Below are 25,040 nucleotides of genomic sequence, written 5' to 3'. Positions count from 1 at the left end.
ATGGCCGCATGCCTATTATGGAGTGTCGGCCCATGCCCTTTGCGGTAATTCAAATGGTCAGCCAGAGCGATGTGCTGGCCAACCTGGCCCAGGCCCGGCGCTTGCTGGAGCAGGCGGCAGCGGGCGGTGCGAAGCTTGCGGTACTGCCGGAGAACTTCGCTGCCATGGGTCGCCGCGACGTGGCCGATATCGGTCGCGCCGAAGCCTTGGGCGAAGGCCCGATCCTGCCCTGGTTGAAACAGACCGCCCGCGACCTCACCTTATGGATAGTGGCCGGCACTTTGCCGTTGCCGCCCAAGGACCAACCGCACGCCAAGTCCAACGCTTGCTCGCTATTGATCGATGATCAGGGCGAAATCGTCGCCCGGTACGACAAATTGCACCTGTTTGATGTCGATGTTGCAGATGCCAGGGGGCGTTATCGCGAATCTGACGACTATGCTTTCGGGAGCAATGTGGTGGTGGCGGATACGCCGGTGGGGCGCTTGGGCTTGACGGTGTGCTACGACTTGCGGTTTCCCGAGCTGTACAGCGAGCTGCGTGCGGCGGGGGCGGAGTTGATTACTGCGCCTTCGGCCTTTACGGCGGTGACCGGCGCGGCACATTGGGATGTACTGATTCGAGCGCGAGCCATCGAAACCCAGTGCTATTTATTGGCCGCCGCTCAAGGCGGTGCGCACCCGGGGCCACGGGAAACCTTTGGCCACGCAGCCATTGTCGACCCTTGGGGGCGTGTGCTGACACAACAGGATCAAGGCGAAGCGGTGTTGTTGGCCGAACGCGATAGCAGTGAACAAGCGTCGATACGGGCGCGCATGCCGGTGGTCAATCATCGGCGCTTTTTCTCGCAGGGCGCGCAGCGGCCTGCTTCAGAACGATGAATTTAAGGCCAAACCTATGAGCGAGTTGTTGTCCTCAGTCAGTGAACACCTCCTGGCACCCGGTGGCGTGACCATCGAAAGTTTGCAAACCGTGCTCGGTGATCTGGCCGGGCCGGGCATCGACGCGGCCGACCTGTATTTCCAGGGCCAGATTTCCGAGTCGTGGGCCCTCGAAGACGGCATCGTCAAGGAAGGCAGTTTCAACCTTGACCAAGGCGTAGGCGTGCGCGCGCAATCCGGTGAAAAGACTGGTTTTGCCTACAGCAACGCCATCACCCTTGAAGCCCTCGGCCTGGCGGCGCGCGCGGCACGCTCGATTTCCCGCGCCGGCCAGAACGGCACTGTGCAGGCTTTCAGCACTCAGGACGTGGCCCAGCTGTACGCGCCGGATAACCCGCTGGAGGTGATCAGCCGCGCGGAAAAGGTCGATTTGCTCAAGCGTATCGATGCGGCCACTCGTGCGCTCGACCCGCGTATTCAGCAAGTAACGGTGAGCATGGCTGGCGTGTGGGAGCGCATTCTGGTGGCGTCCACGGACGGCGGGCTGGCGGCGGACGTGCGGCCGCTGGTGCGTTTCAACGTGAGTGTCATTGTTGAGCAGAACGGCCGCCGCGAGCGCGGTGGCCACGGCGGTGGCGGGCGTACCGACTACCGTTATTTCCTCGCTGAAGACCGCGCCATGGGTTACGCCCGTGAAGCGCTGCGTCAGGCGCTGGTCAACCTGGAAGCCATTCCGGCGCCGGCCGGTACCTTGCCGGTGGTGTTGGGCTCGGGCTGGTCTGGCGTGCTGCTGCACGAAGCCGTGGGCCACGGCCTGGAAGGCGACTTCAACCGCAAAGGCAGTTCGGCCTACAGCGGGCGCATGGGCGAAATGGTTGCATCCAAACTCTGCACCATTGTCGATGACGGCACCCTGGCCGGCCGGCGTGGCTCGTTGAGTGTCGACGACGAAGGCACGCCGACCGAATGCACCACGCTGATTGAAAACGGCGTGCTCAAGGGCTATATGCAGGACAAGCTCAACGCCCGCCTCATGGGTGTGGCGCGTACCGGTAACGGCCGTCGCGAGTCTTACGCGCACCTGCCGATGCCGCGCATGACCAACACCTACATGCTCGGTGGCGAAAGCGACCCCGCAGAAATCATCGCCTCGGTAAAACGCGGGATCTACTGCGCCAACCTCGGCGGCGGCCAGGTCGATATCACCAGCGGCAAGTTTGTGTTCTCCACCAGCGAAGCGTACCTGATCGAAGACGGCAAGATTACCGCGCCGGTCAAAGGGGCGACGTTGATTGGCAATGGGCCGGAAGCCATGAGTAAGGTGTCGATGGTCGGTAATGACCTGTCGCTGGACAGCGGCGTGGGCACCTGCGGTAAGGATGGGCAGTCGGTGCCAGTCGGCGTCGGTCAGCCAACCTTGAAAATCGATGCGATCACCGTGGGTGGCACGGGGTCGTAATGGCCGGAGCTTCGGGTGGCGAAGACCGCCACCCGGGGAAGAGGGTCAACGCAGGCCGCGTTGAGTCTCGTCCAGCTCACGGATGTATTTGAAGATTTTACGGCTGGTGGCCGGCGCCTTGTTATGCGCCTGCTCGTGCTGGGCCTGACGGATCAGGGAGCGCAGTTGCTGGCGGTCCGCGTCCGGGTAGTCCAGCACGAATTTCTCCAGCACCGCGTCATCGCCCGAGATCAGGCGGTCACGCCAGCGCTCCAGGTTATGGAAGCGTTCGTTGTACTGGCGAGTGGAGGCATCGGTTTGATCGAGCAAGGCCAGAATGGCATCAGTGTCCTGATCGCGCATCAGCTTGCCGATAAACATGATGTGCCGTTTACGCGCGATATTCGCGGTGTGCTTGGGAGCATCCGCAAGCGCCCGGCGCATTTCGTCGGTCAGTGGCAATTTGGCAATCAAGTCTTTCTTGAGCGTTGTAAGGCGCTCGCCGAGGTCAACCAGCGCATGCAGCTCGCGTTTGACCTGGGTTTTGCTTTTCTCCCCATCGAGGGAGTCGTCGTAAGAATCAACCATGGTGGCAGTCCGCAAAGAAACGCCGCCATGATAACCAGTCGGGGGCCGCTTGTCCGGCCCGGTCGCTCGATGGCCTTAACCGAAAGCAGAATTTGAGTGGAGAAAACCATGAGTGCAGCCCAAAGCGTCGGTCCGCAAGCGTTACCGGCACTGCAGGAACAAGTCGAGCAGATCCTTGCCGAGGCCAAGCGCCAGGGGGCCAGCGCCTGTGAAGTAGCCGTGTCGCTGGAGCAGGGGCTGTCGACGTCGGTGCGCCAGCGTGAAGTGGAAACTGTTGAATTCAATCGCGACCAGGGTTTTGGTATCACGTTGTATGCCGGGCAGCGCAAAGGCTCGGCCAGTACTTCCGCCAGTGGGCCGGAAGCAATTCGTGAAACCGTCGCAGCGGCGCTGGCGATTGCCAAGCACACCTCCGAGGATGAAAGCTCGGGCCTGGCCGACAAAGCGCTGATGGCCAAGGACTTGAAGGATTTCGATCTGTTTCACGCCTGGGACATCACGCCCGAGCAAGCGATCGAAAAGGCACTGATCTGCGAAGCAGCGGCGTTTGATGCCGATGCCCGCATCAAGAACGCTGATGGCACCACGTTGAGCACTCATCAAGGCTGCCGTGTCTACGGTAACAGCCATGGTTTTATCGGTGGTTATGCCTCCACTCGCCATAGTTTGAGCTGCGTGATGATCGCCGAAGCCAATGGCCAGATGCAGCGCGATTACTGGTACGACGTGAGCCGCCAGGGCGAATTGCTCGCCGATCCAGTCAGCATCGGTCAGCGCGCGGCGCAACGTGCAGCGAGCCGCCTGGGCGCACGCCCGGTACCAACGTGTGAGGTGCCGGTGCTGTTTTCGGCCGAGCTGGCTGGCGGTTTGTTCGGCAGTTTCCTGGGCGCGATTTCCGGCGGCAACCTGTACCGAAAATCTTCGTTCCTTGAAGGCGCGATTGGCCAGAAACTGTTTCCTGAATGGCTGACGATTGATGAGCGGCCGCACCTGATGCGTGCCATGGGCAGTTCCTCATTCGATGGTGATGGCCTGGCCACCTATGCCAAGCCGTTTGTCGAAAAGGGCGAGTTGGTGTCCTACGTGCTGGGCACTTACGCCGGTCGCAAGCTGGGCTTGCCAAGCACGGCGAACGCCGGTGGCGTGCACAACCTGTTCGTCACCCATGGCGATGAAGACCAGGCAGCGCTGTTGCGTCGTATGGGCCGAGGCCTGCTGGTCACCGAGCTGATGGGCAGTGGCCTGAACATGGTGACCGGTGATTATTCACGCGGTGCGGCGGGTTTCTGGGTAGAAAATGGCGAGATTCAATTCGCCGTCCAGGAAGTGACTATTGCCGGCAACATGCGCGATATGTTCAAGCAGATCGTCGCAGTGGGTAACGACCTGGAGCTGCGCAGCAACATTCGCACCGGTTCGGTGCTGATTGAGCGGATGACCGTCGCCGGCAGTTAACGGCGCGACGCTTCATCAAAAAGGCACGCCATCCTCAAGATGGCGTGCCTTTTTTAATGGCTGCAATTTGCTGCTCTTGTTTTGATTCTCAATATCATTTAATAATAAATATCATTACCGAATGAGCGTGGATCATGAGTTCTGTCCTGCATGAGGATCCGTACCTGGAAAGTTGGCGTTGGATGAGTCGTCAGATTCGCTGCGGCCTTGATCCCAATGAACCGCGACTGATCGAACATTACCTCAACGAAGGGCGATACCTGGCGTGCTGCACCGCGACCCATCCGTGGACGATCGCCGAAACGTCATTCCGCCTTTTGATCGACACCGCGGGCGACATCGCCTTGCCCTGGCACTGGCGATCCATGTGCCTGGACCAGGCCTGGCGCCCACTTCGCGACCTGGAAAAACTTTCCCACTGTGCCTGCCGCCTCAAGCGCTGGCAGACCTTTGCCTGGCAATTGGCGACCTGCGAATTGCTGCCGTCTATTTCTCACTCCGACCTGGTGCAAGGATCAAACGATGAGTAACACCCGTATCGAACGCGACAGCATGGGCGAGCTGCAAGTGCCTGCCGAGGCTTTGTATGGCGCGCAGACCCAGCGCGCGGTGAACAATTTTCCGATCAGTCATCAACGCATGCCGGCGCAATTCATTCGCGCCCTGATCCTGGCCAAGGCCGCCGCCGCGAAGGTCAATGTCGACCTCAAGCAAATCAGCGAAGGGCAGGGCAAGGCCATCGTTGACGCGGCCCAGGGCTTGCTCGAAGGCAACTTCATGCCGCACTTCCCGGTGGATATTTTCCAGACCGGCTCCGGCACCAGCTCGAACATGAATGCCAACGAAGTGATTGCGACCTTGGCCAGCCGTTTGCTGGGTGAAGCGGTTAACCCCAATGATCATGTGAACTGTGGCCAAAGCAGCAACGACATTATCCCAACCACCATCCACGTCAGCGCAGCCTTGGTGCTGCATGAGCAAACGCTGCCGGCCTTGCTGCACTTGGTGCAAGTCATCGAGCAAAAGGCCGAAGAAGTCCACCCGTTCATCAAGACCGGCCGAACGCACCTGATGGACGCCATGCCGGTGCGCATGAGCCAGGTGCTTAATGGTTGGGCGCAACAGCTCAAGGCCAATATCGGCCATTTGCAGGATTTGCTGCCGAGCTTGCAGGCGCTGGCACAGGGTGGCACGGCGGTTGGCACCGGGATCAATGCGCACCCCGAATTTGCTGCGCGTTTCAGTCAGCAACTGAGCATCCTTAGCGGGGTGAAATTCACCCCCGGCAAGAACCTGTTCGCGCTGATTGGCTCCCAGGACACCGCCGTTGCCGTTTCCGGCCAGTTGAAAGCCACTGCGGTATCGCTGATGAAAATCGCCAACGACCTGCGCTGGATGAACTCCGGCCCGCTCGCAGGCTTGGGTGAAATCGAATTGGAAGGCTTGCAGCCAGGCTCCTCGATCATGCCGGGCAAGGTCAATCCAGTGATTCCGGAGGCCACCGCCATGGTTGCCGCCCAGGTCATCGGCAATGACACGGTGATCACTGTGGCGGGTCAGTCCGGCAACTTCGAGCTGAACGTGATGCTGCCGATCATCGCCCAGAACCTGCTCAGCAGCCTCGAATTGCTGGCCAATGCCAGCCTCCTGCTGGCCGACAAAGCCATCGCCAGCTTCAAGGTCAACGAAGCCAAGCTTAAGGAAGCGCTGTCGCGCAACCCGATCCTGGTCACCGCACTCAACCCGATCATTGGCTACCAAAAGGCCGCTGAAATCGCCAAGAAAGCCTATCAGCAAGGCCGCCCGGTGATCGATGTCGCTCTTGAGCACACCGACTTGTCACGTAGCCAACTGGAGATCCTGCTGGACCCGGAAAAGCTCACGGCCGGCGGCGTGTAATCACCGACCCTGCTTTGGAGGCGCACCATGGAGCACTGGAAACGCACGATCGAACGGGCCAATCGCTGTTTTATGGCGGGCGAGCTGGTCGACGCTCGTGAGGCCTATTTGCAAGCCCTGGCCCTGGCGCAAGTGTTGTTCGAGCGTTGGGCGGATGCCGACGAAGCAGTGGCGGCTTGCGTCATTTCCCACCACAACCTGGCGGACCTGCACCTGCGCCTGAACCAGCCGGAGGAAAGCGCGGAATACCTGTGTGCCATTCACCAACGGCTGTTGCAGACCATGCAGGACCCGCGTCTGAACCCGCAATTGCGCGAGGCGGCGTTGCGCCAGAGCAGCAAGACCTACGTCGAACTGTTGAATTTCATCAGCGATCACGGCGAATACCCGCGTACCCATCGCCTGCTGGGCGGCACTGCGGCGCAACCGATCACTCCACACTACGGAGCACATTGATATGACCTACACCTTGCCTGCCCTGCCTTACGCCTACGACGCCCTGGAGCCGCATATTGATGCGCAAACCATGGAGATTCACTACACCAAGCATCACCAAACCTACATCAACAACCTCAATGCAGCGGTCGAAGGCACGGAGTTTGCGGGTTGGCCGGTAGAGAAGTTGGTGTCCAGCGTGCAGCAACTGCCGGAAAAGCTGCGTGCTGCCGTGATCAACCAAGGGGGTGGTCACGCCAACCACTCGTTGTTCTGGGCGGTGATGTCTCCAAAGGGCGGCGGTAAACCTGACGGCGCGCTGGGCAAAGCCATCGACGAGCATTTGGGCGGCTTCGACAGTTTCAAAGAGGCCTTCACCAAGGCCGCCTTGACCCGCTTCGGCAGCGGCTGGGCATGGCTGAGTGTCACCCCGCAAAAGACGCTGGTGGTGGAAAGCAGTGGCAATCAGGACAGCCCGTTGATGAGCGGCAACACGCCAATCCTGGGCCTGGACGTGTGGGAGCACGCCTATTACCTGCTGTATCAGAACCGTCGCCCGGAATACATCAACGCCTTTTATAGCGTGATCAACTGGCCGGAAGTCGCCGCACGCTACCAGGCCGCCCTGGCCTGATATTCAACCTATAACAAGATCTAAGGCCGACTATGGGCACTGAAACACTGGCGATCAGCAGCGGGCGAATGTTTCGTTATGCGTTTGGCTCGCTGTTGCTGTTGGCAGGGACTGCATTGCTGGTGGCCCATGGGCTGGCCTGGCTAAACCTTGAACCGCGTATCCTGCGCGCCTTGCAGGGCGGCGCTATCTGCGCGCTCGGCACGGCACTGGGCGCGGTGCCCGTGCTGGTCATACGCCGCATGCCGGTAGCGCTGAGCGATACCTTGCTGGGCTTTGGTGCCGGGGTAATGTTGGCGGCGACGGCTTTCTCGCTGATCGTACCGGGCATTGCGGCTGCCGAAGGCCTGGGGCTCTCGCCTTGGGGTGCCAGTGGTTTGATCAGCTTCGGCATCATGCTGGGGGCGTTCGGGCTGTATCTGGTAGACCGCAAGGTTTCCGGCGCGAGCCCGGAGATGCTGGTGGGCACGTCGGGTAAACCCGTGATTGCGCCGCGTATCTGGTTGTTTGTGTTCGCCATCATTGCTCACAACATTCCGGAAGGTATGGCAGTGGGCGTTTCTGCCGGTGGTGGCATGCCGGACGCCGACAGCCTGGCCATGGGCATTGCCTTGCAGGATGTGCCGGAAGGTTTGGTGATTGCACTGGTGCTGGCTGGGGCGGGCATGTCGCGGGTCAAGGCGTTCTTGATCGGCGCCGCGTCAGGCTTGGTCGAGCCGGTGTTTGCCGTGCTGTGTGCGTGGTTGGTGAGTCTGGCTGAGGTTCTATTGCCATTGGGGCTTGCGCTGGCGGCGGGGGCCATGTTGCTGGTGGTGACTCACGAAGTGATCCCGGAATCGCGCCGCAACGGTCACGAAAAGCTTGCCAGCCTGGGGTTGTGCATCGGGTTTTGTTTGATGATGGTGATGGATACCGCATTAGGGTGAGGCCATTGCAGCCTCACACCTGTCTCAAAGGGTGGGTTTACTCACCCTCGTCAAAGTAGTTGTTGATCAACTTGACCAGGGCGTCCATCGCTTCCTGCTCTTGTTCGCCTTCCGTCTTCAAGTGAATCTTGGTGCCCTTGCCCGCAGCCAGCATCATCATGGCCATGATGCTTTTGCCGTCGACCATCGATTCCGGCGTGCGCCCGGCGCGGATCTGGCAAGGGAACTGCCCGGCAACGCCGACAAATTTGGCCGAGGCGCGGGCGTGCAGGCCCAGCTTGTTGATGATTTCAATTTCCAGAGCGGGCATCGCGGGGGTGTTCCTTTCAGCTAAGGTCGCGGTGGCGAACCTGGACGTTCTTGAGGGTTTGTTGCAGCACCTGGCCGAGGCGTTCGGTCAGGTAGACGGAACGGTGGTGGCCGCCGGTGCAGCCGATGGCAATGGTGACATAAGCCCGATTACTTGCAGCAAAGCGCGGTAACCATTTGAGCAGGTAGCTGGAGATATCCTGGAACATCTCCTCGACATCCGGTTGCGCAGCCAGGTACTCGGCTACTGGCTGGTCCAAACCAGACTGGTCACGCAGCTCCGGCTTCCAGTAGGGGTTGGGCAGGCAGCGCACGTCGAACACCAGGTCGGCATCCACCGGCATCCCGCGCTTGAACCCGAACGACTCAACCAGAAAGGCCGTGCCTGGCTCCGGCTGGTTCAGCAGGCGCAGCTTGATGGCATCGCGCAACTGATACAGGTTGAGGTCCGTGGTGTTGATCTTGAGATCCGCGAGGTCAATGATCGGCCCCAGCAGCGTGGTCTCATCCTCTATGGCTTCGGCCAGGGAGCGATGCGGACTGCTGAGGGGGTGACGTCGACGGGTTTCGGAGAAACGCTTGAGCAGCGTCTCCTCGTCGGCATCCAGGTACAGCACATCGCAATGAATATGCTTGGCGCGTACTTCCTCGAGCAGTTGCGGGAAGCGCTCGAGGTGGCTGGGCAGGTTGCGGGCGTCAATCGAGACGGCCACCAGTGGCTGCGGCAGTTCAGTGTGGATCAGGGCGCGTTCGGCCAACTCCGGCAGCAAGCCCGCCGGCAGGTTGTCGATGCAGTAGAAACCGTTGTCCTCAAGGACGTTGAGGGCGGTGCTTTTACCCGAGCCGGAGCGGCCGCTGACGATGATCAAACGCATGGTTACTGCCCGCTTTGCTCATCGAGTACAACCTGATAAAGCGCCTCGTTGCTGCTGGCACTGCGCAGTCTGTCGCGTACTTCTTTGCGGTCGAGCATGCTGGCTATCTGCCGAAGCAGTTCCAGGTGCGCATCGGTGGCGGCTTGCGGGACCAGCAGAACGAACAGCAGGTCAACCGGGGCGCCGTCGATGGCGTCGAAATCGATGGGGGCTTCGAGGTGGAGCAGGGCGCTGACGGGGGTCTCGCAGCCTTTGAGGCGGCAATGAGGAATGGCGATGCCGTTGCCAAAACCGGTTGAACCGAGTTTTTCACGGGCGATCAGCGCGTCGAATACATCCTGCATCTCCAGATCCGGCACTTCGCGCGCGATCAGGTTGGCAATTTGTTCGAGGGCTTTCTTTTTGCTGCCGCCCGGCACGTTCACAAGGGAACGGCCGGGGGTCAGGATAGTTTCAAGTCGGATCATGGGTGGGGAGTGTTAGCGGCCTGTGCCTTGAAGAAGGCTCTGCTGCTTTTCCTTATGCTTTTTAAGTTGGCGGTCAAGCTTGTCAGTCAAGGCATCAATTGATGCATACATGTCTTCATGCTCGGCATTGGCGACTACTTCGCCACCGGGTATCTGGAGAGTCGCCTCAATTTTCTGCTGAAGCTTGTCGACCTTCATGATGACTTGCACATTGGTGATTTTGTCGAAATGACCCTCAAGCCGTTTCAGCTTCTGCTCGACGTATTCGCGCAATGGAGGGGTGACTTCTACATGGTGTCCACTGATGTTGACTTGCATACAGCTTCTCCTTCGTTGCCAGTGCATAAAGCGGTGGGTAGGAATACCCACCACTGGAACGCTATGGCCCGCCCGTCACATCAAACGCTTACGCTCGCTGGAAGGCGCGATCCCGAGGGACTCGCGGTACTTGGCGACGGTTCGACGGGCGACCTGAATGCCTTGTGCCTCCAGTAAACCAGCGATCTTACTGTCACTCAATGGCTTTTTCTGATTTTCCGCCGCAACCAGTTTTTTGATGATCGCGCGGATCGCCGTGGACGAGCATTCACCGCCTTCGGAGGTGCTGACGTGGCTGGAGAAAAAGTATTTCAGCTCATAAATACCCCGTGGGGTATGCATGAATTTCTGCGTGGTTACCCGTGAAATCGTCGATTCATGCATACCTACCGCTTCGGCAATGTCATGCAGAACCAGTGGCTTCATCGCCTCGTCGCCATATTCCAGGAAGCCGCGCTGGTGCTCGACGATCTGGGTGGCCACTTTCATCAGGGTTTCGTTACGGCTTTGCAGGCTCTTGATGAACCAGCGCGCTTCCTGCAACTGGTTGCGCATGAAGGTGTTGTCGGCACTGGTGTCGGCGCGGCGCACAAAGCCTGCGTATTGTGGGTTGACCCGCAGGCGAGGCACCGATTCCTGGTTCAACTCCACCAGCCAGCGTTCGTTGTCTTTGCGCACGATCACGTCGGGCACGACATATTCGGCTTCGCTGGACTCGATCTGCGAGCCGGGGCGCGGGTTGAGGCTCTGTATCAGCTCGATGACCTGGCGCAGGTCGTCTTCCTTGAGCTTCATGCGGCGCATCAACTGGCTGTAGTCGCGGCTGCCCAGCAGGTCGATGTAGTCGGTGACCAGGCGCTGGGCTTCGGCGAGCCACGGGGTCTTGGCCGGCAGTTGGCGCAGTTGCAGCAACAGGCATTCGCTTAAGGTGCGAGCGCCAATGCCGGCAGGCTCGAACTGTTGGATGCGATGCAGGACGGCTTCGATTTCGTCCAGTTCGATGTCCAGTTCCGGGTCGAAGGCTTCAAGAATCTCGTCGAGCGTCTCGTCCAGGTAGCCCTGATTGTTGATACAGTCGATCAGGGTTACGGCGATCAGGCGATCGGTATCGGACATCGGCGCCAGGTTCAGTTGCCACAGCAAGTGGCTCTGCAGGCTCTCACCGGCGGACGTGCGAGTGGTGAAGTCCCACTCGTCGTCGTCATTGCTGGGCAGGCTGCTGGCGCTGGTCTGGTAGACGTCTTCCCAGGCGGTGTCCACGGGAAGCTCGTTGGGAATGCGTTCGTTCCATTCACCTTCCTCAAGGTTGTCCACCGTAGGGGCGGTTTCCTGATAGGACGGTTCCTGCACGTCGGGGTTGGGTTTTTGCTCGATGTTGTCGGCCAGCGGGTCTGCATTGTCGAAGTCGTCGCCTTCTTCCTGGCGTTCGAGCATCGGATTGGACTCCAGGGCCTCCTGGATTTCCTGTTGCAGGTCCAGGGTCGACAATTGGAGCAGGCGGATGGCCTGTTGCAGCTGCGGTGTCATCGTCAGCTGCTGGCCCATTCTCAGGACTAGCGATGGTTTCATGGCAGGGGCTTAACACCTTATTCGCCGGCGCAATGCGCCATCCACGACAGGGCGCGTGAGCGCCAAACATAAGCAAATTATATGCCTGATATCAGGGGCTTTGCCTAGAGCGCGGTAACAATAAAAAAACTGAGGTTTTTATTGACTTGCACGCGCCCCGAGCAATGGCCTGATACCACCGTGTTTACAGGCGGAACTCGTGACCCAGGTACACTTCCTTCACCAGTTCATTGGCCAGGATAGTGGCGGAGTCACCTTCTGCAATCAGTTGCCCATCGTTAACGATATAGGCGGTTTCGCAGATATCGAGGGTCTCACGCACGTTGTGGTCGGTGATCAGTACACCGATACCCTTGGCCTTGAGGTGATGGATGATCTGCTTGATATCGCCAACCGAGATCGGGTCAACACCGGCGAAAGGTTCGTCCAGCAGGATGAACTTCGGCGCGGTAGCCAGTGCACGTGCGATTTCCACACGGCGACGCTCGCCACCGGACAAGCTCATGCCGAGGTTGTCGCGGATGTGGTTGATATGGAACTCCTGCAACAGGCTTTCCAGCTCTTTGCGACGGCCGTCACGGTCGAGTTCCTTGCGGGTCTCGAGGATCGCCATGATGTTGTCGGACACCGACAGTTTGCGGAAGATCGATGCTTCCTGGGGAAGATAGCCGATACCTGCGCGTGCACGACCGTGCATGGGCTGGTGGCTTACGTCCAGGTCGTCAATCAATACACGGCCCTGATCCGCCTGGACCAGGCCAACAATCATATAGAAGCAGGTGGTCTTGCCGGCGCCGTTGGGGCCGAGCAAGCCGACGATCTGGCCGCTGTCGATCGACAGGCTGACGTCGCGTACGACCTGACGGCTTTTATAAGCTTTGGCCAGATGCTGGGCTTTCAGGGTTGCCATCAGTTCGTCTTCTTCGCAGCGGGTTTTGGCGCAGGGGCGGCAGCGTCTTTCTGCTTCGGCTGGATAACCATGTCGATGCGCGGCTTCGGTGTGCCGATTTTTGTGCCATTGGCGCGACCGGCGGTAGCGATCTGCTTGACGGTGTCGTAGGTGATTTTTTCACCTTCGGTGGTATTGCCGTCAGTACTGACAACCCGTGCCTGGTCAATCAGGATAATGCGGTTCTGCTGGGCGTGATACTGGATGGTCTTGCCGTAGCCTTTCATCGGTGCCGGGTCGGCAGCCGCCTGCTTCTGTTCGAAGTAAGCCAGGTTGCCCACCGAAGTCACCACGTCGATGTCGCCAGCCGGGGTGCGAGTCAGCGTTACCGTGTTGCCGGTAATCTTCATCGAGCCCTGGGTGATGATCACGCCACCGGTGTAGGTCGCGACGCCTTGTTTATCATCCAGCTGCGCATCGTCAGCCGAGATATGGATCGGTTGCTGGCTATCGTTCGGCAGAGCCCAGGCGCTCACGCTTCCCAGTGCTGCGCCCAGACCGAGCAAAATAGGGAGGGTTTTAACGAGCCTCATACTGTCCTCTTACGTTCGATAGCAGGTGTATCCTGCTTTCTTTCAAATACGCTTTCATTCCCTTGCCAGTCGATACACCGCCAGCGCCGTCAATTCTAACGTCTTGCTCGGTCTGCGCATATTGCTGTTGTGGGAAAACGGTCATGCGACTGCTGGTGATGATGGTGTCACGCTTGTGTTCATCGGTGCGCGCAACGCGTACCGAGTCGATCAACTCAACCTGGGTGCCGTCCGCATTGACCTCGCCACGTTTGCTGGTGACGTGCCACGGAAAGTCGGTGCCGCGGAACAGGTTCAGGTCCGGGTTGGTCAGCAAGCTGACGTCGGAGGCTTTGACGTGCTCCACCTTATCGGAAGTCATCTCGTATTGGACCTTGCCGTCAGGCATGAACTGCACCGTATAGGCATTGGTGGCGAAATTGTCGATCAGCCCCTCGTCAACCTGTGCTACAGGCTTGTCGAGAAAGCGCTCCGGGCTGATATTCCAGTAGCCCACCGCCAGGAACAGCGCGGCGATGACCCCGAATAACAGGAAGTTGCGAATCTTTTTGCTCAGCATAAAACGCTCTATAAGTAGGCGGCGTGGGCCGCTTCAAGACTGCCTTGGGCACGCAGGATCAATTCGCAGAACTCGCGGGCAGCGCCTTCACCGCCACGTGCGACAGTAATGCCATGGGCGTGTTCACGAACAAATGCCGCTGCATTGGCGACGGCCATGCCCAGGCCCACTCGGCGAATGACCGGCAGGTCAGGCAGATCATCACCCAGGTACGCAACCTGCTCATAGCTTAGGTTGAGTTGGCCAAGAAGCTCGTCCAGAACCACCAGTTTATCCTCACGGCCTTGATACAGGTGAGGAATCCCCAGGTTTTGTGCGCGGCGTTCCACAACCGGTGTCTTTCGACCACTGATAATTGCCGTTTGCACACCGGCGGCCATCAACATTTTGATGCCCTGGCCGTCGAGGGTGTTAAAGGTCTTGAATTCGCTGCCATCTTCGAGAAAGTACAGGCGGCCGTCGGTCAGCACGCCGTCCACGTCGAAAATCGCCAGTTTGATGTGTTTGCCGCGTTGCATCAGGTCGCTGGTCATTTACATCACTCCCGCACGCAGCAAGTCGTGCATGTTCAGGGCGCCGATCGGGCGGTCGTCACTATTGACCACCACCAGCGCGCCAATCTTATGGTCTTCCATGATCTTCAGCGCTTCGGCTGCAAGCATCTCGGGGCGGGCGGTCTTGCCGTGGGGCGTCATCACCGCATCAATGGTCGCGGTGTGGATATCGATGGTGCGGTCCAGGGTGCGGCGCAGGTCGCCGTCGGTGAAGACTCCGGCCAGACGCCCGTCGGCTTCCAGGATTACGGTCATGCCCAGGCCCTTGCGGGTCATTTCCATCAGCGCGTCTTTGAGCAAGGTGCCGCGTTGCACGTGGGGCAGCTCATCCCCCGAGTGCATGACGTTTTCCACTTTGAGCAGCAGGCGACGACCCAGCGCGCCGCCCGGGTGCGAAAACGCGAAGTCTTCAGCGGTAAAGCCACGAGCTTCCAGCAACGCCACGGCCAGGGCGTCGCCCATGACCAGGGCGGCGGTGGTGGAGGAGGTCGGTGCCAGGTTAAGCGGGCAGGCTTCGTGGGCCACGTGCACGTTCAAATTGACTTCGGCAGCCTTGGCCAGCGTGGATTCCGGGTTGCCGGTGAGGCTGATCATCTTGATGCCCAGGCGCTTGATCAAGGGCAGCAAGGTCACGATTTCGTTGGTGGTGCCCGAGTTCGACAGCGCCAGGATAATGTCATCCTTGGTGATCATGCCCATGTCACCGTGGCTGGCTTCGGCCGGGTGCACGAAAAACGCCGTGGTCCCGGTGCTGGCCAGGGTGGCGGCGATCTTGTTGCCGACGTGGCCGGATTTGCCCATGCCGACCACCACCACGCGGCCCGTGCTGGCCAGAATCATCTCGCAGGCGCGTACGAAATCTGCGTCGATATGGGCCAGTAAACCTTCTACGGCTTCAAGCTCGAGGCGGATGGTGCGTTGTGCGGATTGAATAAGGTCGCTGGATTGGCTCATGTCTGAAATCGTATAGCCTGACGAAAAGTCGGCGATTATAGCGGTAATGATCAAATCCCTCACGCTAGTTATTCTGCAGGTGCCTGGGATTTATGCTCAGCCACGTGTTTTCCCTGTCCCGAATCTGAACAAGCGCTGTTCCGGCCTTGGGGGCTCTGTACCAGCAGTGATATAGTTCGCCGCCAGTTCGGTCGGCCCACCCCATGCCGCTAACTTTTGTGCATCTGTTGCAAACGAAAGTCGCAAGCATGGTGTCTGAGTGAAAGGCTGCATCCCAAGGAGATTAGATGAGTGCCGATAACGCCTACGCGGTCGAGCTGAAGGGCCTTACCTTCAAGCGCGGTTCGCGCAGCATCTTCAATAACGTCGATATTCGCATTCCCCGCGGCAAAGTCACGGGCATCATGGGGCCTTCCGGTTGCGGCAAGACCACTTTGTTGCGCCTGATGGGCATGCAATTGCGGCCCAGCGCCGGCGAAGTGTGGGTCAACGGCCAGAACCTGCCGACCCTGTCGCGCAGCGATCTGTTCGATGCGCGCAAGCATATGGGCGTGCTGTTCCAGAGCGGTGCCCTGTTTACCGACCTCGACGTTTTCGAAAACGTAGCGTTTCCGCTGCGGGTGCATACCCAGCTGTCCGATGAAATGATTCGTGACATTGTGCTGCTCAAACTGCAAGCCGTGGGCTTGCGCGGTGCCATCGACCTGATGCCCGACGAGTTGTCCGGTGGCATGAAGCGTCGTGTTGCGCTGGCGCGGGCTATTGCTCTCGATCCGCAGATCCTCATGTATGACGAGCCGTTCGTAGGCCAGGACCCGATCGCCATGGGCGTGCTGGTGCGCCTGATCCGCCTGCTCAACGATGCGTTGGGGATCACCAGCATCGTGGTTTCCCACGACCTGGCCGAAACCGCGAGCATTGCTGACTACCTTTATGTGGTCGGCGATGGCCAGGTGCTGGGGCAGGGTACGCCTGAAGAACTGATGAACGCTGATAACCCGCGCATTCGCCAATTCATGACCGGCGATCCCGATGGCCCGGTGCCTTTTCATTTTCCGGCAGCGGACTACCGCTCAGATCTTCTGGGGAAGCGCTGATGCGCAAGACATCTTTACTCGAGAAGGTTCGCCTTTTCGGCCGTTCCGGCATCGACTTGGTCGAGGTCCTGGGGCGTTCGACAATTTTTCTGTTTCACGCGCTGCTCGGGCGTGGCGGCATTGGCGGCGGTTTTGGTCTGTTGTTGAGACAGCTGCATTCGGTGGGCGTGATGTCCCTGGTCATCATCGTGGTGTCCGGGATATTCATCGGTATGGTGCTGGCGTTGCAGGGGTTCAATATCCTATCCAGCTACGGTTCGGAGCAGGCAGTCGGGCAGATGGTTGCCCTGACGCTGCTGCGTGAGCTGGGGCCGGTGGTCACCGCTTTGCTGTTCGCTGGCCGTGCGGGTTCTGCATTGACCGCCGAAATCGGCAACATGAAGTCCACCGAGCAGTTGTCCAGCCTGGAAATGATCGGCGTGGACCCGCTCAAGTATATTGTTGCCCCGCGCCTGTGGGCCGGCTTCATATCCCTGCCGCTGCTGGCGATGATTTTCAGCGTGGTGGGCATCTGGGGTGGTTCGTGGGTGGCGGTTGACTGGTTGGGCGTCTATGACGGCTCCTACTGGGGCAACATGCAAAACAGCGTGACCTTCAGCGGCGACGTGCTCAATGGCATCATCAAAAGCATCGTTTTCGCCTTTGTAGTGACCTGGATCGCCGTATTCCAAGGCTATGACTGTGAGCCCACTTCAGAAGGGATCAGTCGCGCCACCACCAAGACCGTTGTGTACGCCTCGCTGGCGGTACTGGGCCTTGACTTCATTTTGACCGCCTTGATGTTTGGAGATTTCTGATGCAAAACCGCACTGTGGAAATCGGTGTCGGCCTTTTCTTGCTGGCTGGCATCCTGGCTTTACTGTTGCTCGCCCTGCGAGTCAGCGGCCTTTCGGCCAGCCCCACCGCCGATACTTATAAGCTTTACGCGTACTTCGACAATATTGCTGGTTTGACGGTCAGAGCTAAAGTGACCATGGCCGGTGTAACCATCGGCAAGGTCACGGCAATCGATCTGGATCGCGACAGCTTCACTGGCCGGGTGACCATGCAAGTCGACAAGAAGGTAGATAATCTGCCGACTGACTCCACTGCATCTATCCTCACTGCTGGGCTGCTGGGCGAGAAGTACATCGGCATCAGCGTGGGTGGGGAAACAGCCCTGCTCAAGGATGGTTCGACAATCCACGACACACAGTCGTCGCTGGTGCTTGAAGACTTGATCGGTAAATTCCTGCTCAATACGGTCAATAAAGACGCCAAATGAGGAACCTTTTCATGATCTCTACCTTGCGACGTGGCCTGCTGGTGCTGCTGGCAGCGCTGCCGCTGATGGCTAATGCCGCTGCCGGCGGTTCTGCGCACGATCTGGTGCAGGACACCACCAACAAGATGTTGGCTGACCTGACTGCCAACAAAGAGCAGTACAAGCAAGACCCGACCAGGTTTTACGAAGCACTGAATACCATTGTGGGCCCGGTGGTCGATGCCGAAGGCATTTCCCGCAGCATCATGACGGTCAAGTATTCGCGCAAGGCTACCCCTGCGCAAATGCAAACATTCCAGGAAAACTTCAAGAAGGGCCTGTTCCAGTTCTACGGCAACGCCCTGCTGGAGTACAACAACCAAGGTATTACCGTCGCCCCAGCCGGGGATGAGTCGGGTGATCGCACCAGCGTTAACATGAGCGTCAAAGGCAACAACGGCGCCATCTACCCTGTGCAGTACACGCTGGAGAAGGTCAACGGCGAGTGGAAACTGCGCAACGTGATCATCAACGGCATCAACATCGGCAAGCTGTTCCGCGATCAGTTCGCTGATGCGATGCAGCGTAATGGCAATAACCTGGACAAAACCATCAATGGTTGGGCCGGTGAAGTCGCCAAAGCCAAGGAAGAAACCGACAAACAAGCCGGGAAGCCTGCGCAATGACCGAGTCGGCTGTTCGTCTGGGTGACGCCGGCGAGTTGTTCCTCAGTGGCGTGCTGGATTACCGCACCGGGCCTGACCTGCGCAAGCAGGGTCAGGTGCTGATCAACAGCAGTAACGCACCTGCGTTGGTGCTTGATTGCTCGGCGGTGACCAAGTCCAGCAGCGTCGGCTTGTCGTTGTTGCTGTGCTTCATGCGTGATGCGCAAGCCGCCAAGAAGCCGGTCAGCATTCGCTCAATGCCCGAAGACATGCGTGAAATCGCTCAGGTTTCCGGTATTACCGAACTGTTGGCGCATCCTTAATACACATTATTAAAGAAGCCCCCCGTCAGAGTCCTGCTATGCGGGGTTCGCAGGCGCGGGGCTTTTTTGTATGATGTGCGACCCGTGCGCACTGGGCGCCGATAGAGGTTGAGCATGCAGGCCCTAGAAGTTAAAAGCTTCCTTGAAGGAAAGCTGCCGGAAACGATCGTAGAAGTTGAAGGCGAAGGCTGCAATTTCCAGCTGAACGTGATTAGCGATGAACTGGCGAAATTGAGCCCGGTCAAGCGTCAACAGCAGATCTATGCCCATTTGAACCCGTGGATCACCGATGGCAGCATCCACGCGGTTACTATGAAATTTTTCAGCCGCGCGGCCTGGGCCGAGCGTACCTGAGCCCCCAAGGCGTCGAGATTCTTATGGATAAATTGATTATTACCGGTGGTGCCCGCCTCGATGGCGAGATCCGCATTTCCGGTGCAAAAAACTCCGCCTTGCCGATCCTGGCAGCGACCCTGCTGTGCGATGGCCCGGTAACTGTGGCCAACCTGCCGCACCTGCACGACATTACCACCATGATCGAGCTATTCGGTCGCATGGGTATTGAGCCGGTGATCGACGAGAAGCTGTCTGTCGAAATCGACCCGCGCACCATCAAGACCCTGATCGCGCCGTACGAACTGGTGAAAACCATGCGTGCCTCGATCCTGGTGCTGGGCCCGATGGTTGCCCGTTTTGGCGAAGCTGAAGTAGCACTGCCTGGCGGTTGCGCGATTGGTTCGCGCCCTGTCGACCTGCACATCCGTGGCCTTGAAGCCATGGGCGCGGTCATTGACGTAGAAGGTGGCTACATCAAGGCCAAGGCGCCGGAAGGCGGTTTGCGCGGTGCCAACTTCTTCTTTGATACCGTCAGCGTCACCGGTACCGAGAACATCATGATGGCTGCCGCCCTGGCGAACGGTCGCAGTGTGCTGCAAAACGCAGCGCGCGAGCCTGAAGTAGTCGACCTGGCCAACTTCCTGATCGCCATGGGTGCCAACATCACCGGCGCCGGCACCGACACCATCACTATCGACGGTGTGAAGCGTCTGCACTCGGCCACCTACAAAGTGATGCCGGACCGTATCGAGACCGGCACCTATCTGGTTGCCGCTGCCGTTACCGGTGGCCGCGTCAAGGTCAAGGACACCGATCCGACCATCCTGGAAGCCGTGCTGGAAAAACTCAAGGAAGCCGGTGCTGAAATCACTACCGGTGAAGACTGGATCGAGCTGAACATGCACGGCAAGCGGCCAAAAGCCGTAAACGTGCGTACGGCTCCTTACCCGGCGTTCCCGACCGACATGCAGGCGCAGTTCATTTCCTTGAACGCGATTGCCGAAGGCACAGGCGCCGTGATCGAGACCATCTTCGAAAACCGCTTCATGCACGTGTATGAACTGCACCGCATGGGCGCCAAGATCCAGGTCGAAGGCAACACCGCCATCGTTACCGGCATCGACAAGCTCAAGGGCGCGCCAGTGATGGCGACCGACCTGCGTGCCTCGGCCAGCCTGGTGATTTCGGCGTTGTGCGCCGACGGCGACACCTTGATCGACCGCATCTACCACATCGACCGTGGTTACGAGTGCATCGAAGAAAAGCTGCAGATGCTCGGCGCTAAAATCCGCCGCGTACCGGGCTAGCTCCTGGAACTGTAAACACCGTCACCTGTGGCGAGGGAGCTTGCTCCCGCTGGACTGCGCAGCAGTCCCGTTCTTGGGGGCCGCTTCGCGACCCAGCGGGAGCAAGCTCCCTCCCCACAGGGTTGTGTTTTCAGCTAATCCTGCTGAATTTGTTTCAAGTCGAGGCTGTAATGGCCTCGATCTGTGTCTGGCGCCGTTTGCGACCGGGCAGCAATAGCCTGATGAAGGACTGACGTTTCCCATGTTGACCATCGCACTGTCCAAGGGCCGCATCCTTGACGACACTTTGCCGCTTCTGGCTGAAGCGGGCATCGTGCCAACCGAGAATCCGGACAAGAGCCGCAAGCTGATCATCCCCACGACCCAGGACGACGTTCGCCTGCTGATCGTGCGGGCTACCGACGTGCCGACCTACGTTGAGCATGGCGCCGCCGACCTCGGTGTTGCCGGTAAAGACGTGTTGATGGAGTACGGTGGCCAGGGCCTTTACGAGCCGTTGGACCTGCGTATTGCGCTGTGCAAGCTGATGACCGCCGGCCGTGTCGGTGACGTTGAGCCTAAAGGCCGCCTGCGCGTGGCCACCAAGTTCGTCAACGTCGCCAAGCGCTACTACGCCGAGCAAGGCCGTCAGGTCGACATTATCAAGCTCTACGGCTCGATGGAGCTGGCGCCGCTGATCGGCCTGGCTGACAAGATCATCGACGTGGTCGACACCGGCAACACCCTGCGCGCCAACGGCCTCGAACCCCAGGACTTCATTGCCGACATCAGCTCCCGCCTGATCGTCAACAAAGCTTCGATGAAGATGCAACATGCCCGTATCCAGGCGTTGATCGACACCCTGCGCAAGGCAGTGGAGTCTCGACACCGCGGTTGACTCACCCGCGCGGCCTTAGGCCGCGCCCGTCTATCCGCCTCATAGCCAGAATTCTCAGGTGCCCAAGCGGAAATGACTGCTAGTTTAGGGCGCCTGAGTTTTTGCCAATTCTATTGAGGCCCTCGCTATGACCACGTCCACTGCAATTGCCCGACTCAACGCTGCCGACCCGGATTTCGCCCATCATCTGGATCATCTGCTGAGCTGGGAAAGCGTGTCTGACGACTCGGTCAACCAGCGAGTGCTCGACATCATCAAGGCCGTGCGCGAGCGCGGTGATGCGGCGCTGGTGGATTTCACCCGTCAGTTCGATGGCCTGGACGTGAAGTCCATGGCCGACCTGATCCTGCCCCGTGAACGCTTGGAGCTGGCGCTGACACGCATCACTGCACCCCAGCGCGAAGCCCTGGAAGTGGCGGCGGCGCGGGTGCGCAGCTACCACGAAAAACAGAAACAGGATTCCTGGAGCTACACCGAAGCCGACGGCACCGTGCTGGGCCAAAAAGTCACGCCGCTGGACCGCGCCGGTCTGTACGTGCCCGGCGGCAAGGCCTCGTACCCGTCATCGGTACTCATGAACGCGATTCCGGCCAAAGTGGCGGGCGTGACCGAAGTGGTCATGGTGGTGCCGACCCCGCGTGGTGAAATCAACGAGCTGGTGCTGGCCGCTGCCTGCATCGCCGGCGTCGACCGCGTGTTCACCATTGGGGGTGCGCAAGCCGTTGCAGCCCTGGCCTACGGCACCGAAAGCGTGCCGAAGGTCGACAAGGTGGTTGGCCCCGGCAACATCTATGTCGCCACCGCCAAGCGCCACGTGTTTGGCCAGGTCGGTATCGACATGATCGCCGGCCCTTCGGAAATTCTCGTGGTGTGTGATGGCCAGACCGACCCGGACTGGATCGCCATGGACCTGTTTTCCCAGGCCGAGCACGACGAAGACGCCCAGGCGATTCTGGTCAGCCCGGACGCCGAGTTCCTCGACAAGGTCGCCGCCAGTATCAATAAGCTGCTGCCGACCATGGAGCGCGCCGAGATCATCGAGAAGTCGATCAATGGCCGTGGTGCGCTGATTCTGGTGCGTGACATGGAACAGGCCATCGAAGTGGCCAACCGCATTGCGCCAGAGCACTTGGAGTTGTCCGTAGCCGACCCACAGGCCTGGCTGCCGTTGATCCGCCACGCCGGTGCGATCTTCATGGGCCGTCACACCAGCGAAGCCCTGGGCGACTACTGCGCCGGCCCCAACCACGTGCTGCCGACGTCCGGCACCGCGCGGTTCTCGTCGCCGCTGGGGGTGTATGACTTCCAGAAGCGCTCGTCGATTATCTTCTGCTCGCCACAAGGCGCCTCCGAACTGGGCAAGACTGCCTCGGTGCTGGCCCGTGGTGAATCGCTGAGCGCTCACGCGCGTAGCGCCGAATATCGCATCCTTGAAGAGGGGAAATGAGGCATGAGCAAATTCTGGAGCCCCTTCGTCAAGGACCTCGTGCCTTACGTACCCGGCGAACAACCGAAGCTGACCAAACTGGTCAAGCTCAACACCAATGAAAATCCCTACGGCCCATCGCCCAAGGCGCTGGCGGCGATGCAGGCCGAGTTGAACGACAACCTGCGTTTGTACCCGGACCCCAACAGCGACCTGCTCAAGCAGGCCGTGGCCAAGTATTACGCGGTCGACGCCAGCAAGGTGTTCCTCGGCAACGGTTCCGACGAAGTGCTGGCGCACATCTTCCACGGCCTGTTCCAGCACGACTTGCCGCTGCTGTTCCCGGACATCAGCTACAGCTTCTACCCGGTGTATTGCGGACTTTACGGCATCAAGTGCGCCCCGGTGCCGCTGGACGAGCAATTCCAGATCCGCGTGGCCGACTACGCCAAGCCCAACGGCGGGATCATCTTCCCCAATCCGAACGCGCCGACTGGCTGCGTACTGGCGCTGGACGCGGTGGAGCAGATCCTCAAGGCCAGCCCGGATTCGGTGGTGGTGGTGGATGAAGCCTATATCGACTTCGGCGGCGAAACCGCCATCAGCCTGGTGGATCGCTACCCGAACCTGCTGGTGACCCAGACCCTGTCCAAATCGCGCTCACTGGCCGGTTTGCGTGTAGGCCTGGCCGTGGGCCACCCGGACCTGATCGAAGCGCTGGAGCGGGTCAAGAACAGCTTCAACTCCTACCCGCTGGATCGCCTGGCGATTGTCGGGGCGGCGGCGGCGTTTGAGGACCGTGAGTATTTCGAGAAGACCTGCAAGCAGGTGATCGACAGCCGCAACACGGTGGTCGCGCAATTGGAGGGCAAGGGTTTTGAAGTGTTGCCTTCAGCGGCCAACTTCATCTTCGCGCGTCACCCACGGCACGACGCCGCGGGTTTGGCCGCAAAGCTGCGTGAGCAAGGCGTGATTGTGCGGCACTTCAAGCAGGAGCGGATTGCCCAGTTCCTGCGGATCAGCATCGGTACGCCAGAGCAGAACCAGGCGCTGATCGATGGCCTCGGTGAGCTTTAAGCCACACTGAAGATAAAAAAATGTGGGAGCTGGCAAGCCAGCTCCCACATTTTTTTTGCGTTGAGCCAGTTAGATCAACGGCTCATCCGGCTTCTTGTTCTTCCAGCCATCATTGCCCGGCAGCAGCAGGTTCAAACCAATCGCTACCACCGCACACAGGGCGATGCCCTTGAGGCCGAAATCATCCGGGCCAGTGCCGGTGCCGACCAGCACACCGCCAATCCCGAACACCAAAGTCACCGACACAATCACCAGATTGCGCGCCTCACCCAGGTCGATCTTGTGGCGGATCAACGTGTTCATGCCAACCGCCGCAATCGAGCCGAACAGCAGGCACAGAATCCCGCCCATCACCGGTACCGGGATGCTTTGCAGCAACGCGCCGAACTTGCCGATAAACGCCAGGCTGATGGCAAACACTGCCGCCCAGGTCATGATTTTCGGGTTGTAGTTCTTGGTCAGCATCACTGCGCCCGTCACTTCGGCGTAAGTGGTGTTTGGCGGGCCGCCGAACAGGCCGGCAGCGGTGGTGGCAATCCCGTCACCCAGCAGGGTGCGGTGCAGGCCGGGCTTCTTCAGGTAATCGCGACCGGTCACGCTGCCCACCGCAATCACACCGCCGATATGCTCGATCGCCGGGGCCAGGGCCACCGGGACGATAAACAGGATGGCCTGCCAGTTGAACTCCGGCGCGGTGAAGTGGGGCAGGGCGAACCACGGCGCGGCGGCGATCTTCGCCGTGTCGACCACACCAAAGTAGAACGACATGGCAAAGCCGACCAGCACGCCGGAGATAATCGGCACCAGGCGGAAAATGCCTTTGCCGAATACCGCGACGATCAAGGTGGTCAGCAGCGCCGGCATCGAAATCAGCATCGCCGTCTGGTAATGGATCAGCTCGCTGCCATCGCCGGCTTTGCCCATTGCCATATTGGCGGCAATCGGCGCCATGGCCAGACCGATGGAAATGATCACCGGGCCAATCACCACCGGCGGCAGCAGGCGGTCGATGAAGCCCGTGCCTTTGACCTTAACAGCCAGGCCCAGGAAGGTATAAACGAAACCGGCCGCCATCACCCCGCCCATGGTCGCCGCGAGGCCGAACTGGCCTTTGGCGAGAATGATCGGGGTGATAAACGCAAAGCTCGATGCCAGGAATACCGGCACCTGCCGCCCTGTCACCACCTGGAACAGCAGCGTGCCCAGGCCTGCGGTGAACAGTGCGACGTTTGGATCAAGACCTGTGATCAGTGGCATCAACACCAGCGCGCCAAATGCTACAAACAGCATTTGTGCGCCAGACAGGATCTGGCGCCAAAGCGGGTCGTTGAATTCATCCTGCATGC

30 protein-coding genes are annotated in these 25,040 nt (G+C 59.6%); 18 read left to right on the top strand and 12 right to left on the bottom strand.

The annotated features are described in order from the left end of the window. The first annotated feature begins 32 nt into the window (after positions 1-32). Positions 33-881, top strand: a complete 849-nt coding sequence (locus ACQY47_RS10175; RefSeq protein ID WP_017138248.1) for a carbon-nitrogen hydrolase family protein — start codon at positions 33-35, stop codon at positions 879-881. Between the two features lie 16 nt (positions 882-897). Beyond that, positions 898-2,340, top strand: coding sequence for a metalloprotease TldD (tldD, locus tag ACQY47_RS10170; protein WP_064450712.1), 1,443 nt, complete (start codon positions 898-900; stop codon positions 2,338-2,340). Positions 2,341-2,385: 45 nt separating this feature from the next. Here the strand turns inward: tldD and yjgA are convergent, their stop codons facing one another. Further along, positions 2,386-2,907, bottom strand: coding sequence for a ribosome biogenesis factor YjgA (yjgA, locus tag ACQY47_RS10165; RefSeq protein WP_017138246.1), 522 nt, complete (start codon positions 2,905-2,907; stop codon positions 2,386-2,388). Positions 2,908-3,015: 108 nt separating this feature from the next. Here yjgA and pmbA point away from each other — a divergent pair, with 108 nt between their 5' ends. From pmbA to ACQY47_RS10135, 6 genes are all read left to right on the top strand, one after another. Continuing rightward, positions 3,016-4,362, top strand: coding sequence for a metalloprotease PmbA (gene pmbA / locus ACQY47_RS10160; protein WP_138449094.1), 1,347 nt, complete (start codon positions 3,016-3,018; stop codon positions 4,360-4,362). A 134-nt stretch (positions 4,363-4,496) separates the two neighbouring features. Beyond that, complete coding sequence (locus ACQY47_RS10155) at positions 4,497-4,892, top strand: FagA protein (RefSeq protein ID WP_138449097.1); 396 nt, start codon at positions 4,497-4,499, stop codon at positions 4,890-4,892. Beyond that, positions 4,885-6,261 carry a class II fumarate hydratase gene (locus ACQY47_RS10150; protein ID WP_236446196.1) on the top strand — a complete coding sequence of 459 codons (1,377 nt, stop codon included), beginning with the start codon at positions 4,885-4,887 and terminating at the stop codon, positions 6,259-6,261. Before ACQY47_RS10155 ends, ACQY47_RS10150 begins: the two co-directional genes overlap by 8 nt. Positions 6,262-6,288: 27 nt before the next feature. After that, complete coding sequence (locus tag ACQY47_RS10145) at positions 6,289-6,717, top strand: hypothetical protein (RefSeq protein WP_017138243.1); 429 nt, start codon at positions 6,289-6,291, stop codon at positions 6,715-6,717. 1 nt (position 6,718) lies between these two features. Then, positions 6,719-7,330: a superoxide dismutase gene (locus ACQY47_RS10140; protein ID WP_017138242.1), complete on the top strand. Its 612-nt coding sequence runs from the start codon at positions 6,719-6,721 to the stop codon at positions 7,328-7,330. Positions 7,331-7,362: 32 nt separating this feature from the next. Further along, positions 7,363-8,256 (top strand): ZIP family metal transporter, encoded by an 894-nt coding sequence (locus tag ACQY47_RS10135; protein ID WP_428557038.1) that lies wholly within the window; start codon positions 7,363-7,365, stop codon positions 8,254-8,256. Between the two features lie 37 nt (positions 8,257-8,293). Here ACQY47_RS10135 and ACQY47_RS10130 read toward each other — a convergent pair whose 3' ends face one another. From ACQY47_RS10130 to ACQY47_RS10085, 10 genes are all read right to left on the bottom strand, one after another. Next, complete coding sequence (locus ACQY47_RS10130) at positions 8,294-8,566, bottom strand: HPr family phosphocarrier protein (RefSeq protein ID WP_017138240.1); 273 nt, start codon at positions 8,564-8,566, stop codon at positions 8,294-8,296. Positions 8,567-8,582: 16 nt separating this feature from the next. Further along, the gene (gene rapZ / locus ACQY47_RS10125; protein WP_017138239.1) at positions 8,583-9,440 is read right to left on the bottom strand and encodes an RNase adapter RapZ; all 858 of its coding nucleotides are present in this window, start codon (positions 9,438-9,440) and stop codon (positions 8,583-8,585) included. Between the two features lie 2 nt (positions 9,441-9,442). Beyond that, positions 9,443-9,907 carry a PTS IIA-like nitrogen regulatory protein PtsN gene (gene ptsN / locus ACQY47_RS10120; protein ID WP_017138238.1) on the bottom strand — a complete coding sequence of 155 codons (465 nt, stop codon included), beginning with the start codon at positions 9,905-9,907 and terminating at the stop codon, positions 9,443-9,445. Positions 9,908-9,919: 12 nt separating this feature from the next. Continuing rightward, positions 9,920-10,225 carry a ribosome hibernation-promoting factor, HPF/YfiA family gene (gene hpf, locus ACQY47_RS10115; protein WP_017138237.1) on the bottom strand — a complete coding sequence of 102 codons (306 nt, stop codon included), beginning with the start codon at positions 10,223-10,225 and terminating at the stop codon, positions 9,920-9,922. Between the two features lie 75 nt (positions 10,226-10,300). Further along, on the bottom strand, positions 10,301-11,794 hold the full coding sequence (locus ACQY47_RS10110) for an RNA polymerase factor sigma-54 (RefSeq protein ID WP_428557037.1): 1,494 nt from the start codon (positions 11,792-11,794) through the stop codon (positions 10,301-10,303). Positions 11,795-11,978: 184 nt separating this feature from the next. Continuing rightward, positions 11,979-12,704 (bottom strand): LPS export ABC transporter ATP-binding protein, encoded by a 726-nt coding sequence (gene lptB / locus ACQY47_RS10105; RefSeq protein WP_016974288.1) that lies wholly within the window; start codon positions 12,702-12,704, stop codon positions 11,979-11,981. Continuing rightward, positions 12,704-13,276 (bottom strand): lipopolysaccharide transport periplasmic protein LptA, encoded by a 573-nt coding sequence (lptA, locus tag ACQY47_RS10100; protein WP_099548390.1) that lies wholly within the window; start codon positions 13,274-13,276, stop codon positions 12,704-12,706. Before lptA ends, lptB begins: the two co-directional genes overlap by 1 nt. Continuing rightward, the gene (gene lptC / locus ACQY47_RS10095) at positions 13,263-13,835 is read right to left on the bottom strand and encodes an LPS export ABC transporter periplasmic protein LptC (protein WP_017138234.1); all 573 of its coding nucleotides are present in this window, start codon (positions 13,833-13,835) and stop codon (positions 13,263-13,265) included. The genes lptA and lptC overlap by 14 nt, the downstream gene beginning before the upstream one ends. A gap of 8 nt (positions 13,836-13,843) precedes the next feature. Then, positions 13,844-14,368, bottom strand: coding sequence for a KdsC family phosphatase (locus tag ACQY47_RS10090; RefSeq protein ID WP_017138233.1), 525 nt, complete (start codon positions 14,366-14,368; stop codon positions 13,844-13,846). After that, positions 14,369-15,343, bottom strand: coding sequence for a KpsF/GutQ family sugar-phosphate isomerase (locus tag ACQY47_RS10085; protein ID WP_017138232.1), 975 nt, complete (start codon positions 15,341-15,343; stop codon positions 14,369-14,371). It abuts the gene before it with no gap. A 287-nt stretch (positions 15,344-15,630) separates the two neighbouring features. Between ACQY47_RS10085 and ACQY47_RS10080 the strand changes: the two genes are divergently transcribed. The 10 genes from ACQY47_RS10080 (at position 15,631) to hisC (ending at position 23,694) form a co-directional block, all read left to right on the top strand. Continuing rightward, the gene (locus tag ACQY47_RS10080; RefSeq protein WP_005784851.1) at positions 15,631-16,440 is read left to right on the top strand and encodes an ATP-binding cassette domain-containing protein; all 810 of its coding nucleotides are present in this window, start codon (positions 15,631-15,633) and stop codon (positions 16,438-16,440) included. Next, entirely contained in the window at positions 16,440-17,237 is a 798-nt protein-coding gene (mlaE, locus tag ACQY47_RS10075) for a lipid asymmetry maintenance ABC transporter permease subunit MlaE (protein WP_017138231.1), read from the top strand. Before ACQY47_RS10080 ends, mlaE begins: the two co-directional genes overlap by 1 nt. Then, a complete protein-coding gene (gene mlaD / locus ACQY47_RS10070; protein WP_010170575.1) occupies positions 17,237-17,704 on the top strand; it encodes an outer membrane lipid asymmetry maintenance protein MlaD in 468 nt (155 codons plus the stop codon). Before mlaE ends, mlaD begins: the two co-directional genes overlap by 1 nt. A gap of 11 nt (positions 17,705-17,715) precedes the next feature. Beyond that, positions 17,716-18,369: an MlaC/ttg2D family ABC transporter substrate-binding protein gene (locus ACQY47_RS10065; protein WP_017138230.1), complete on the top strand. Its 654-nt coding sequence runs from the start codon at positions 17,716-17,718 to the stop codon at positions 18,367-18,369. Further along, positions 18,366-18,671, top strand: a complete 306-nt coding sequence (locus tag ACQY47_RS10060) for an STAS domain-containing protein (protein WP_428557036.1) — start codon at positions 18,366-18,368, stop codon at positions 18,669-18,671. Before ACQY47_RS10065 ends, ACQY47_RS10060 begins: the two co-directional genes overlap by 4 nt. A 114-nt stretch (positions 18,672-18,785) precedes the next feature. Continuing rightward, the gene (locus ACQY47_RS10055; protein ID WP_017138228.1) at positions 18,786-19,025 is read left to right on the top strand and encodes a BolA family protein; all 240 of its coding nucleotides are present in this window, start codon (positions 18,786-18,788) and stop codon (positions 19,023-19,025) included. A 23-nt stretch (positions 19,026-19,048) separates the two neighbouring features. Further along, positions 19,049-20,314 carry a UDP-N-acetylglucosamine 1-carboxyvinyltransferase gene (gene murA, locus ACQY47_RS10050; RefSeq protein WP_017138227.1) on the top strand — a complete coding sequence of 422 codons (1,266 nt, stop codon included), beginning with the start codon at positions 19,049-19,051 and terminating at the stop codon, positions 20,312-20,314. A 241-nt stretch (positions 20,315-20,555) separates the two neighbouring features. Continuing rightward, a complete protein-coding gene (hisG, locus tag ACQY47_RS10045; RefSeq protein WP_003188599.1) occupies positions 20,556-21,191 on the top strand; it encodes an ATP phosphoribosyltransferase in 636 nt (211 codons plus the stop codon). A gap of 127 nt (positions 21,192-21,318) precedes the next feature. Beyond that, positions 21,319-22,638 carry a histidinol dehydrogenase gene (gene hisD, locus ACQY47_RS10040; RefSeq protein ID WP_017138226.1) on the top strand — a complete coding sequence of 440 codons (1,320 nt, stop codon included), beginning with the start codon at positions 21,319-21,321 and terminating at the stop codon, positions 22,636-22,638. Between the two features lie 3 nt (positions 22,639-22,641). Continuing rightward, positions 22,642-23,694: a histidinol-phosphate transaminase gene (gene hisC / locus ACQY47_RS10035; RefSeq protein ID WP_428557035.1), complete on the top strand. Its 1,053-nt coding sequence runs from the start codon at positions 22,642-22,644 to the stop codon at positions 23,692-23,694. A gap of 69 nt (positions 23,695-23,763) precedes the next feature. On the opposite strand, the gene ACQY47_RS10030 is transcribed toward hisC, so the two are convergent. Then, positions 23,764-25,038 carry a uracil-xanthine permease family protein gene (locus ACQY47_RS10030; RefSeq protein WP_017138224.1) on the bottom strand — a complete coding sequence of 425 codons (1,275 nt, stop codon included), beginning with the start codon at positions 25,036-25,038 and terminating at the stop codon, positions 23,764-23,766. Between the last annotated feature and the right edge of the window lie 2 nt (positions 25,039-25,040).

Origin of the sequence: Pseudomonas edaphica (assembly GCF_965277385.1) — a bacterium.
Classification (GTDB): Bacteria; Pseudomonadota; Gammaproteobacteria; order Pseudomonadales; family Pseudomonadaceae; genus Aquipseudomonas; species Aquipseudomonas edaphica.
Note: the sequence above shows the minus strand (reverse complement) of the source record. Positions and strands in the feature narration are given on the sequence as shown.